Below are 13,146 nucleotides of genomic sequence, written 5' to 3'. Positions count from 1 at the left end.
CCTCACTACTGGTACATATTTTGTATTTTCATTTCTCCTACATCTTCAGCTTTAACATGATACGATCCATTTTTATAATCTAGAGTTGACCTTGTCCAAAATCTAACCTTTTTCCCTTTTATTATGAGTTCTTTAGGGCTATTAGGAATAGTTTTGAATCCGTTCTTATCAGCAAATTCTAAATCTAGACGTCTAAAACTTAGTAATCCGTTATTTAAACCACTACTGTAAGTAATTAAATCGGACTTATCCGTATTTGATATAAAAGATAAATCAGCAAATGTTAAATAATAGTCGCCACTTGAGATATTAGATTCCACAAAAAGTTTACTGTATACTCCCAGAGGTTTACCATTCTGAACCTTCAATACAATAAATCTATGGAGTGTAAGCACTCCTGATTTGTTAGAAAGTTTTATATCTCCTTTTGATATATCACTTACCTTGACTGAATTTTTAGTATAAAAATAATTACTAATCGTGGTTAAATTCGTACCCGTCGTGCCAACCTCTCTCATCTCATTCAGATCACTATACTTCCCGGCATCCGTGCCCTCTACGTCCATATAACGCAGCAAAATGGCCGATACTTCTGCACGTGTGGTAGAATCCGCGGGTTTTAATTTGCCATCCTGGAAGCCGCCAACAATGCCTGTCCCACGGACAAGGGCAAGATACGGAATCTGTTCGGCACGAATGGTGCCACGGTTCACTTCCGGTGTGGGCAGCAGCGTGTTTTTCGTATCGTTAAAAGCGTCTTGGAAGCTGCTGCCGGACTTGATCAATCCATTGGCAATCCATTTCATCATCTCGTAACGAGTTAGCTCCGCATTCGGATTGAAGCCTTTGGGATAATCGCCAGCGTTAATGAATCCTTGTCCGACAAGCTGGCTAACCGGCACTTCAGACCAATGTCCCTTGAGATCAGCAAAGGGATTCTGCCCCTCTACCTTCTCCAGTCCAGTCACGCGGGCAAGTATAGTCGCATATTCCCCACGTGTGATTTTGCCATTGGGACGAAACGTTCCGTCTTGATAACCAGAGATCAGATTTTTTTCATAAGCTTTGGCAATTGTTGCTTGAGCCCAGTGGCCCTTGATATCTTTGAACTTGCTAAGGGCAGTATCACTTGTTACCGACGCCGCATTCGCTGTTGACGTCAAATGTACGGGACCAATCGGTAATAGTGTTGCTGCCAATACAGCTGACGTTAACAACCCGACGATCCAACCGTTCCTTTTGTTCTTCTCGTGTCCTTCAATCTGCTTCTTCAATCTACTCACGCTCCTATGTACCTTAGTATGGGGATGCTTTACTTGGTCAACCTAGTCACTTCTCTTCATAACCAAAACCTAAATTTGCCATAATAATCAATATTCTACCATGTTGTACTAGGCTATTGGTATTATTTTTCGTCCATCCCCATCACTTCAAGGCGTGCAACGCTCCTTCCATAGACCCACTTGATTCGCTTAAAACAAAAAAAGGCCATGAATCCGCAGATTCATAGCCTTATGCTTTAAGGGTGTGGTCTTGCTTATGATATTGGAAAATGAACTCACTCATAGAATAAACCATATCATTCCAAATGATCAACCTTTTTTTCTCACTAAGCTTTATTTTCCGTTTAATTCCTTATAGGATGCTTCCAATTCCGTGATCAACTGATCACCACCGGCTTTTCTCCAGCTTGCAATTTCCTGCTCCCAACCTGCATCATCGATTTTACCCATAATGTACTTGGTCTGCGCATCCCAGATCATCTGATCCAGCTCCTGACCACGCTCGGTATAGATCGCTGAAGACAAGGTGAGTGCCGGATTGGCAATGGCGTACTGCTCATTCTCACGCGCCATCTTGGTACCTTTCATACCAATGGGAACATCGACCAGTTCAGCCACGTTATAACCTTCAATGCTTAACAAATTATCCCGATATGGCTTCACTTCACGCTGATAGGCGTCAAAATCCTTAAGTTCGGTTTTTCCATCCGCAGTCTTGGTATAGTGAACATCGAGTAATCCACGGAGCTGCAACGTGCTCAGCTCCTCATCCATCAACTGATCCAGGAACGTAAGGACCTTCTTCAGTTGCTCCTCATCTGTAACGGATGCTTTCGGAATGACCAGCATTCCGTAGTTTCCAGGCTCTCCGGCGATGCGAATACCATCGGGTCCCTGGAACGGAGCTACATCAATCTCTCCATCCGGAGCATTTGGCGTAAGCCGTTGCTGAGAAGATTTTCCGTTCTGAGCCACACCGTTCAGCTTCATGCCAACGAGGCCCGAATCCATTTTTTTGTCCGCATCAGAAGGGTCCAGGGCAGGGAAATCACTATTAATCAATCCCTCGCTGAACAGTCGCTTGAAGAGTTTCATCGTATCCACATATTCCGGGGTCAGGAACTCCGGGGTCAGTTTCCCGGCATCGTCCACTCCCCATTTATTAACGCCGCCGATACTTACAGCGATCCGGGTCAGTGGGGAAGAGACGCCCTCATTATACTTTTTGAATAACAGTGCACCGTACGTATCTTCCTTACCATTCCCGTCCGGATCATCCTTACGAATAGAGCGCATCACTTCATACCAGTCATCCAGCGTTTTGGGTATATCCAGCTTCAATGTATCGAACCAGTCCTTGCGATATACAATCGCAGTCCGTCCAATATCCCGGAAGTTCGGAATACCGAAGACCTTGCCTTCAATTTTGATATTGTTAAAATAAGCCTCGGATTGGGCAGACAGGTTTTTATAATCCTTCAAGTAAGGCCCCAGTTCCCAGAACAGTCCCGTTTTGGCGGCATTAAACGTTGTCGGTACATAATTCACACGCATAATAGTCGGCATCTCGCCCGATGCAACCATAACGTTCACTTTATCATCAAAAGCAGACTGCGGAATCCACTGTACATTGACATCCGTATTGGTATATTCCTCAATCTTCTGTTCAATCCCATTCTCCTTGGCCGGTATATCACCTACCTGCATTAAAGAGATGGAAATGGGAAGTTTACCTTCCCCTGCAGCAGGCGCTTTTTCTCCCCCGCAACCTGCAAGCAATCCAGCGGACATTGCACCAATTACAACGATTCCGCCTAAACGGGACATTGGACCTTTTGGACTCATGAACCATCTCTCCTTTTGGATAAGGTTATGTACACAGACCACTCCGATGACAGAACAACCTTCAGATCGCTGTTATCCCCAGATTTTTTGATTCCCTTCTAAACAAAGGGGAAAATCCGGGGATAAGCCTATGCTTCCGATGCAGCTTTCTTTCAGAAAGCTTTTAGGCAAACGCTTCGCTTCCTCAGATTATTTCTGTCCTCTCCGTTCTCATGTACATGTTAGTTGGACTTGTAGAGTTCAATCTCCACTCCTGCCAAAATGAACGGAGCAACCGATTTCGGATCATTGATCCGAATGGACTCGGTCACATAATACTCGTAGGACCCGTCACGATACGGGCTTCCTCCAAGACCGGCTCCGCCGTTACACTGCGTCAAGGACAGCACGCCTTCACGATCCGTTTGCAGCAGATGCTGCAGCAGACCCTGATACCCTTTTTCCGCAACCGCTTTGAACTTGCCGCTCAGATATCCTTTACGCACACCCTTGGCCAATGCATAGACAAACATTGAGGTGCCTGAAGCCTCCAGATAATTCCGCTCTCGTCCCGGCTGATCCAGCAGATGTGGCCATAGTCCGGTCTGTTGATCCTGTACATGCACTAATGCGTTTGCTACCCGTTCGAAGATGCCCACAATCTGCCCGCGCTGCGGATGATCTATCGGCAGATGATCCAGTGTATCCACAACCGCCATCACATACCAGCCCATCGCCCTGCTCCAGACATGCGGAGAACATCCCGTCTCCCCCGAACTCCAACGCTGCTCTTTGCTCTCATCCCAGGCATGGTACAAAAGACCACTACGCGGATCACGTGTGCGTTGCTCCACCAGCAAGAGCTGCAGAGCCGCCTTGTCGAACCACTTCTCTTCACCCGTTACCGCGCCATACTGGGTCAGATACGGAGTAGCCATGTACAATCCATCCAGCCACATCTGGAAAGGGTAAATCTTTTTGTGCCAGAATCCGCCTTCACTCGTATGTGGCTGTCCCTTGAGCTGAGTCATAAGCAAATCCGCAGCTTTGCGGTACTTTTCTTCACCCGTTTTCTCATGCAGCAGGAACAATGATTTTCCCTGATTGATCTGATCCAGGTTATATTCCTCAACCGTATAGGAACGAATCGAGCCATCTTCCTGAACAAAATGATCCATTAGCTCACGGATGTAGTCAAAATACCTTTGCTCCCCGGTGTGCGTGTACAGCTCCTCGAGTGCTTTCAGAAAGCAGCCATTTTCATAATGCCAAGTGGAGTACAGCTCATGGTTGCGATAACTTTCCATGAATTGCTGTGCCATGCGCACCGATGTGAGTTGCAATGTTTCCTTCATGATCAAGCCTCCGCTTCCGGCTCTTTATTGAGCCTGTTTTTTATAATCTTCGGCATATTCCTCACGAATCTTGTTTCCACCCGCATTGCCCCAATTCTCAATTTCCTTTTCCCAGCCACTTCGATCGATCTTGCCCATGATATATTTGGTTTGTGCATCTGCAATGACCTGATCCAGATCCGCCCCGCGGTCACCATATGTTGGGGAATATAACGTTAGCGCAGGGTTTGGCACAGCGTGCTCCGCCAGTTCCTTGGCAAGTGCCGTACCTTTCTCACCCAGTTCCGTATCCTTCAACTTCGGTACGTTATACCCTTCCACATAAGGAAGGTTGTCACGGTAAGGTTTCACTTCACGCTGGAATGCATCGAAGTCACTCATCTCCACCTGATCTTCGCCCACTTTGGTGTAATGTTTATCTTCCATGCCACGCATCAACAGGGTAGCCATCTCAGGGTCCATCAGTTTATCCAGGAAGGAGAGCAGGTTCTTGAGTTCTTCTTCCGATTTCACCGTCGATTTAGGGAATGCCAGAATGCCCGAGTTACCCGTCTGTCCTGCAACACGATCTCCATTCGGTCCGAGCAAACCAGCAATGTCTACCACACCATCCGGATTGTTTTTGGACAGACGCTCCTGCTGACTTTTTCCATTCTGAGCAACACCTACACGGATACCGACAACGCCGGAATCATACTTTTTCTCCGCTTCCGTAGAATCGAATACGGCAAAGTCCTGGTTCAGCAGTTTCTCATCATACAACCGTTTCAGCAGATCCAGCACCTGCATATATTCCGGCGTCATGAATTCAGGCGTGAAGCTGCCATCCTCCTCAACTTTCCACTTGTTAGGTGCACCAAAACTTACGCCCAGGCGCGTCGTGAAGGAATATTGGTCCTCATTATATTTTTTGAAAAGCATCAGTCCAAACGTATTATCCTGACCATCTCCATCCGGATCGGAGGTTGCCAGTGTTTTAATCGTTTCATACCATTCATCCGGTGTGGTTGGCACCTTCAGATTCAGCTTCTCGAACCAATCCTTGCGATAGATCACCGTGGCCCGCGCGATATCCGAGAAAACTGGAACTCCGTAGATTTTGCCCTCTACCTTGATGTTGTCAAAAAAACGCTCGTTCTGAGCCGACAGATTTTTGTAGTCTTTCAGCAAAGGCCCCACTTCCCAGAACACATCATTACGCATAGCGCTGGTCACGGTCGGATTATACTGCACCTTCACAATTTTTGGCATATCGCTTGAAGCGATCATCACGTTAATTTTGTCATTATAGGCCGAAGCCGGAATCCACTGAATATCCAGCTTGGTGTTGGTATACTCTTCAATCTTTTGCTGAACTTCATTGCCTTTGCTTGGCACATCACCCACCTGTGCAATGGCTATGGATACATTTTGTACGCCGCCCTCGGCAGCCTGACCCTCGTCTGATCCGCATCCTGCCAGCAACCCTGTCACCAGTGCCAGTGTGCTTAAGACAGCTACGGCTTTCTTTTTTGTTGCTTTCATAACATGAAAACCTCCCTTTTTTATGCAGTCAAATTGTCATATTGAACTGACTTTGAAGCATGTGACGACTCAACCTTTCACCGAACCCAGCATTACTCCTTTTGCAAAGTGCTTTTGCAGGAATGGGTACACCAGCATAATCGGGATCGTGGAGAATACGATAACCGCCATGCGAATGGTGAGCGGCTGGATCTCGGTCTCTTCGATACTTGTGTCTCCGATTCGGCTCTGTGCCAGAATGACAATCTCACGCAGCCAGACTTGGACAGGCCATTTCTCACTATCGTTGATATAGATTACAGCGCTGAAGAAACTGTTCCAGTGGGCTACTGCATAAAAAAGTGAAAATGTCGCCATGGCTGGCATGGACAACGGCAGTACAATCCGGAACAATACGCCGACATCGTTACATCCATCAATTTTGGCTGCATCCTCCAGTTCATCGGGAATAGCCTGGAAGAAGTTTTTCAGTACAATCAAGTTAAACGCACTAATAGCGGTAGGCAGCATCAGCGACCATAATGTATCCGTCAGGTGCAAGGATTTCACGACAAAGTACGTTGGAATCATCCCGCCGCTGAAGAGCATCGTGAACAATACACCCAGCAAAATGGGCTGGCGTCCACGCAAATATCTTCTGGAGAGCGGATACGCCATAAGTGACGTAAACAACAGGTTAATAAAGGTACCAATCACCGTAATGTAGACCGATACACCCAGACTGCGAATCAAGGTATCCGTTGAGAAAATGTAGCGGTATGCAGCCAGAGAGAACTCTTTTGGAAAAAGAATGAATCCTCCCTTGGCCACTTCATGCGGACTGGTAAACGATACGGCCAAAATATAAATGAACGGTATGACCGTCACGATACCAATCAGCAGCAGCAAGCCGTGATTGAGAAAATCAAAGATCCGGTTGCCCCACGTTTTATCCTGTTGCATCTTAATGTTCACTCCTATCTGGTGAAGAACGTCTGCTCCCGAGGGTTAGTAGACGCCTTCCTCCCCGAATTTTTTGGCCAGCGTATTGGCACCAAGGACAAGCGCCAGCCCGACAACCGATTTGAACAACCCGACAGCAGCACTATAACTGTACTGTGCCTGGGTGAGCCCCTTCGTGTACACGTAGGTATCAAATACCTCGCCCACATCCCGGTTCGTCGGAGTCAGCATCAGGAAGATCTGTTCAAAGCCTGTATCCAGGAAATTGCCCAGACGCAGAATAAGCAAAATGACGATTGTACTGCGAATGGCCGGCAACGTAATGTGCCAGGTTTGGCGCCAGCGATTGGCACCATCAATCCGTGCAGCTTCATAGAGTTGTGTATCAACACCGGAAAGTGCAGCAAGGAAGATAATCGTGCCCCAACCGACTTCTTTCCAGATGGATTGTCCAACAATCATCGTACGGAACCATCCGGGTTCAAGCAGGAACGCCACTTTTTGTCCAGTCAGGTTATAGAGCAATTCATTAATCGCACCGCCCTCGGTTGTGAACAGCATGTAGAACACACCGACAACAACAACCCAGGAAACAAAATGCGGAACATAAACAAGCGTTTGTACAAATCGTTTGAAGCGTTCACGGCGAACCTCATTCATCATGAGTGCCAGTACAATCGGCAGCGGGAAAAAGAACACAATGTTATAAATGGCGAGTAAAAACGTATTTCGAAACAATGTCCAGAACTGCGGTTCTCCGAAGAAACGCTGGAAATGTTTGAACCCTACCCAGTCACTCCCCAAGATACCCTTGTAAGGCGTGTAATCTTGAAAAGCCATCGTGATGCCATACATGGGTATGTATTTGAAAATAACAAAGTAAAGCACACCCGGTATTAACATGATATACAGCCACCGGTTTTTGATAATGTCCCTCCACAGCAGGTTTTTGTCACTGCGGGTAGCGGGCCGTGTTCGAGCCGCCGTTTCGGCTTTCATAGTGTCTTCCTCCCCACATTGGAAACGATTACAAAAGATCACTTCCTGAATTCATATCTTCATTGTGGAGGATAAACCTATGACTGGCTATCGTCTCGTTTTAGCCTTTTGTTATTCCTTATGCAGCAAGGGTTTATCTGATTTTATTCACAGAAATGAAAGGCGCAATGAACTGCTTTTAACCTCCATATTCCTGTCTTAACTTCATGGATAAGTGTGGTCTTTTCCCTACACCTGAACATGAAAAAGCCTGCCTCCATGGCAGGCAGAACAGGCTTGTTTTATCGCTGCTGCTCCCGGTACTTGCCGGGGGTAGTTCCTGTGATTTTGCGAAACGTACGGATAAATGCGGTCGGATTGGTATAGTTTAATTTCTCAGCAATCTCTGATATTTTAAGATTGGTTGTTTGCAGCCAGGTCTTCGCTTTTTCCATACGATACTCTGCGAGATATTCCGTAAAATTGACTCCTGCTTCCTTCTTGAATACACGACTTAGGTAGACAGGGTGAAAATTAAGCTCAGCGGCACAGGCCTCCAGCGATAATTCACGATCATAACGTTCCTCGATCAAACGAATCATGCGCCTTGCAATATTCATGTATTGAGATTCTTCCTGCTCCCGCCAAAAACGGATGACGGGCTGGAACAGCCGCTTGCGGAACCAATTGGTCATTTCGTCCAATGTGGACAACTTTAGCAAATGTGACATGGATGCTTTTTCACCCAGTACTTCAGCCACATCTCCACCTTGCTCCTGAACAAGCTGATATACACGAGACAGCAACTGAACCATAATGACGGGGTATTCACTGAAATGAAGCTTCTTATCGGCAAGCAGCCCCAAATATTGCGTAAAATAGGTGTCTGTCTTCTCTTCATCTCCTTGCTTGAGCGCAGAAGCGAGCTGATCTTCAATCATCCGTAACTGGGTATACAATGCAGCCTCCATCTGACCACGTGGCTGTATATCCTCGTAATGCAAAATAATACGGCTGCCCAGACTTACCCGGCCTTGCAGTGCCTCGCGGCTCTCCTGAACCGCTCTTGGCGTATCTCCAATACAAGTGTACGAACGACTGATGCCAATGCTTACAGGAAGATTCAGATAGGTCACGACACGTTCGCGAATCCAGTCAGCCTGAGTGTGCATCCATTCCTTCAGCTTCACCTCATCCGTGAGCTCAGAGGCAAGTACGGTGACTTGAGCATCATCCAGCATGACCGGGGTGAACCGAACTGCAGAAGGAAGGAGTTCACCTACCATATTGTTGACAGCAAACAGCAGCAGGTCCCGATCCTGTTCCTCATATCGGGTCCCTTCCAACGTATCCATCTGGAGCATGAGTACGCCAAGACTTGCCCACCCGGTCGGGAAGTCATACAATTCTCCCTGATATCTGAAATCTTCTTCCGAGATTTTGCCTGTTAGCAGTTTGGTCATAAAAAACTCTTGGAGATGCACATGCTGCCCCTTCATCTGCTCACGCATCGTTTTCTCCGAACTGAACAAGGTTGACAATTGCTCCTCAATATAGATAAATTCATCCTGACGGCGTGCTGATGGAATAACCGGGGAATCCAACCCTTTCGTAAATTGCAGCAGTCTGGAGATCGGTGAATACATCCGCCGACTGCCGTATATGGCGACCAATCCCGTTACACATAACATGACCAGTGTAGCGACACCGGTAACCAATGCAATCTTCTGTGACTGGGCCGTAATCTGCCCAAGGGATACAACGGACACGTATAACCAGCCATTAAGTGGAGATTGCCTATAACTAACCGCCACTTGGTTACCTTCCACCTCCGAGCTGAAGAAACCCTCTGGCTGGCCTGTCGTTTGTACCATTTCATCAATTTCCTTATTGAGCGTGTCATATTTCCCATCTTGCTGCACATCGTTTAGAAAATACTTCTGCTCTCGATCCAGAACGTACATATCTCCGGAATTCGCATTTCGGCTCAAAAATGTACTTATTTCCGTATCGGCGATATCAATCACAAGAAATCCCTTTGGTTTCACATTCGTTGGCATCATCGGGATTTTGAATACCATACTGACCACATTATCCGATGATATGAGAGTAGGTGCCTGTTCGGTTGTCAGTTCCCCCATGCCAGCTGACACGGGTACACTTTCTTTCGCTGAACTGGCATTTTGAGTGACCCAGAACAGGCTGTTAGTGTAGGTCAGATAAGAACCAATCCGGTCCCGAATGCTGAAATCATCCAATTTGCCAAAAGAACGCATCGAAACAACCCAATCTTCGTCCAGATTAACCAGATAGGCTTGGTCAATGTTCGTAACCGCTTGCAAGTTGTTAAAGCCTGACGTCAGGTCACGAATCTCCTGAAAATCGCTGCTGTTCATCGGTTTCTTCATCGCTTGAAGTACCAGGGGTGAATTGACATACTGAATGGATGATAATTGCAGGCTGCGCAGAACTTGTTCTACCCGCATTTGGGTCTGATGCAATATCTGAAGGTTGCTTTCACGTACTTTCTGCTCAATGTCACGTGATGCAATCGTGTACGAGACCGAACCAATAACAATGACGGGAAGGGCTCCGAGGATCAGGGTAAAGCAGAGCAAACGCAGTAAATACTTAGGCAAAAAGAGCATCCTCCTTTAATATGTATGTTTATTATATTAAATCGCTTTCATTGGATTATTTTACTATTGTTATTTTAAAACCCATTCTTATTCAAGTCCACTCATTTATTCTAAGGTTGACTTCAAACCAATTTCCAGTTTATATTGGTTGCATATTCCTCAATCAAAGGAGAGATTTTTTAATGTCGGTGAATGTTCTTAACTAACCAAGTTTCATATTCAGGAGTTTGGCCTTTCATTGCGCTTGTGCCCACATGGCATACGTGTATTTCATGATGCGCCAGATCCCTGTACTTAGTTAAGAACAGCGGATATCATAAATCGCCTCCGGGATTGTCATTGTCCGGGTCTATTTCCGCGCTGAGTTCAGCGCGGATTTTTTAATATAGACCTGTAGCGGACTTTGCTTTCCCATATATTTAGGGCGGAGAATGACGTTTGTTCATTCTCCGCCCTTTTTGCGTTTTCCAGGAATATGTTTCGCGTGTCAACTGCAATCCCAATTCAAATTCAAGGAGAGATTACGCATGAATGAGAGCACATTAAACAGTCTGGGTTATCCACAAATTCAAAAAAATGTTGCAGACTGCGCCCTGTCTCATCTGGGCAAACGTTATGCCAGAGAACTAAAACCGATGGTAGATGCTCGCCTGATCCAGCTGCGCCTGGAAGAAACAGCAGAAGCGGCTGCGTTGATTCGTTTCGGGGCCAGTATCCCCCTCCCTTCACTCGACGGAATGGAAACGATTATGGATCTGCTTGGCACCGGTTATCTATTCAGTGAACGTGACTTCAGTCATCTTGCTCAGTTCCTGCGGAGCTGTGCACAACTCATGAAGTACATGGAGGGCAAATCTGACGCCGCTCCCACCGTTAGTCGCTATGCAGCATCCATGATTCTGATCGAACCTTTGCTGCGTGAGATCGAGCGCTGCATCCATAGTGGACGCATTCAGGATCAAGCAAGCAAAGAGCTGACTCGTATTCGCAAAAAAATGACGGTGAATGAGGAGCGTATGAAACGAAAGCTTGATTCTCTGGTGAGTAAACATCGTTCCATTATGCAGGAGCATGTCATCAGCCAACGCGGAGGAAGAACCGTTCTGCCCATTAAGAAAGAGTTCCGCAAACAGGTGAAAGGCAGTGTGCTGGATGAATCCGGAAGCGGGCAAACCGTATATATTGAACCTGTTGAGTTAGTAAGTCTGCAGATGGAATTGGCCGCTCTACAAGCGGAGGAGTCCCGAGAGGAGATGAGAATTCTCGGTGATTTAACCTCTCTGGCCGAATCGTATAACCGTGAAATCGCACTGAACACCGAAACGGTTGGTGTATTGGACTTCCTGTTTGCCAAAGCCAAATATGCGGCCACCATGGACGGACGTACCGTTCAAGTCAATACTCAGGGCCACATCAGCCTTCAACGTGCACGTCATCCGTTCATGGGTTCTTCCATGGTTCCGCTTGATTTTGCCATTGGCAGGACGTATTCGTCGCTCATTATTACGGGCCCGAATACCGGGGGTAAAACGGTTGCACTCAAAACCCTTGGTTTGTTAACCCTGATGATGCAATCCGGTTTGCTTATTCCGGTAGAGGAAGGTGGCGAGATGGCTGTTTATACCGAGGTAGCGGTTGATATTGGTGACGGGCAGAGTCTGGAACAGGCACTCAGTACATTCTCTGCACACATTCGCAATATGATTGGCATACTGGAACAGGCCAATACGTCAACTCTGGTGCTTATTGATGAGATGGCTTCCGGCACAGATCCCGGTGAAGGTGTCGGACTGTCCATTGCCATGCTGGAGGAATTGCACAGCCGCGGAGCAACCGTTGTGGCGACAACCCATTTTGGTGAAATCAAACATTTTGCTGCGGCCACGCCAGGATTCGAAAATGCCCGTATGGAATTTGACACCGTTACTCTCCAGCCGCTGTATCGATTGCGTATCGGAGAAGCTGGTGAGAGCTATGCTTATTCCATCGCATTAAAGCTGGGCATGCCACAGCGAATTATCGAGCGTTCCAAGTCCCTGTCAGATCAAAGTATTTCTAGAGATCGTACATTGGTGTTCACGTCACCTCCTAGGGAAACTCCGATCCTGACGCCGGAGCGTTCCGCTAAGGAGGCAGACGACCCGACAGAGTTATCCAAGCGGAATCAGTTGAATCAGACGAAGCAATCCAAAAATTCAATCGGTCTCCACAAACAGAGAACAACCAGAGAGTTGGATTCTGCTGCTCCTGCCAAAACGTTTCGCAAAGGGGATCGGGTGTATGCGGCCTATCTGAATCAGTCGGGAATCGTATGTGATGTGGAGGATAGCCGTGGAAATATCGGGGTCATGCTACGTGGACGCAAAGTCAAAATCCATAAGAAACGCCTGACCCTGCATATATCTGCCAATGAGCTTTATCCGGGTGACGATTATGACTTGGACATTGTGCTAGAAACAAAGGAAAATCGAAAGAAACGTAAGTTGATGGGACGCAAACATGTGGAAGGCCTGCAGATTGAACTACCGCCTGAAGAATGAATAACCCCTGGGAGAAACAGACCTTGCGGAATGGAATTCATATGTATCGTGAATTCCATGA

The 13,146-nt window shown here is 46.9% G+C and carries 8 protein-coding genes; 1 reads left to right on the top strand and 7 read right to left on the bottom strand.

Features of this window, described 5'->3' with window-relative positions; all coding sequences use genetic code 11:
- Positions 1-5 precede the first annotated feature (5 nt).
- The 7 genes from MKY73_RS05685 to MKY73_RS05655 form a co-directional block, all read right to left on the bottom strand.
- Complete coding sequence (locus MKY73_RS05685; RefSeq protein WP_339306122.1) at positions 6-1,283, bottom strand: S-layer homology domain-containing protein; 1,278 nt, start codon at positions 1,281-1,283, stop codon at positions 6-8.
- A 333-nt stretch (positions 1,284-1,616) separates the two neighbouring features.
- Entirely contained in the window at positions 1,617-3,128 is a 1,512-nt protein-coding gene (locus MKY73_RS05680) for an extracellular solute-binding protein (RefSeq protein ID WP_339306120.1), read from the bottom strand.
- A gap of 221 nt (positions 3,129-3,349) precedes the next feature.
- Complete coding sequence (locus tag MKY73_RS05675; protein WP_339306118.1) at positions 3,350-4,462, bottom strand: glycoside hydrolase family 88 protein; 1,113 nt, start codon at positions 4,460-4,462, stop codon at positions 3,350-3,352.
- Between the two features lie 24 nt (positions 4,463-4,486).
- Positions 4,487-5,986: an extracellular solute-binding protein gene (locus tag MKY73_RS05670; protein WP_339236881.1), complete on the bottom strand. Its 1,500-nt coding sequence runs from the start codon at positions 5,984-5,986 to the stop codon at positions 4,487-4,489.
- Between the two features lie 69 nt (positions 5,987-6,055).
- Entirely contained in the window at positions 6,056-6,928 is an 873-nt protein-coding gene (locus MKY73_RS05665) for a carbohydrate ABC transporter permease (RefSeq protein ID WP_124115652.1), read from the bottom strand.
- A 45-nt stretch (positions 6,929-6,973) separates the two neighbouring features.
- Positions 6,974-7,927 carry a sugar ABC transporter permease gene (locus MKY73_RS05660; protein WP_017686861.1) on the bottom strand — a complete coding sequence of 318 codons (954 nt, stop codon included), beginning with the start codon at positions 7,925-7,927 and terminating at the stop codon, positions 6,974-6,976.
- A gap of 281 nt (positions 7,928-8,208) precedes the next feature.
- Positions 8,209-10,545 (bottom strand): helix-turn-helix domain-containing protein, encoded by a 2,337-nt coding sequence (locus MKY73_RS05655; protein WP_339306116.1) that lies wholly within the window; start codon positions 10,543-10,545, stop codon positions 8,209-8,211.
- Between the two features lie 527 nt (positions 10,546-11,072).
- Here MKY73_RS05655 and MKY73_RS05650 point away from each other — a divergent pair.
- Positions 11,073-13,085 carry a DNA mismatch repair protein MutS gene (locus MKY73_RS05650; RefSeq protein WP_339306115.1) on the top strand — a complete coding sequence of 671 codons (2,013 nt, stop codon included), beginning with the start codon at positions 11,073-11,075 and terminating at the stop codon, positions 13,083-13,085.
- The last annotated feature ends 61 nt before the right edge of the window (positions 13,086-13,146 follow it).

Source organism: Paenibacillus sp. FSL R5-0519, from assembly GCF_037974275.1.
Classification (GTDB): domain Bacteria; phylum Bacillota; class Bacilli; order Paenibacillales; family Paenibacillaceae; genus Paenibacillus.
The sequence above is the reverse complement of the archived record's forward strand: the minus strand, read 5'-3'. Positions and strand labels throughout refer to the sequence as shown.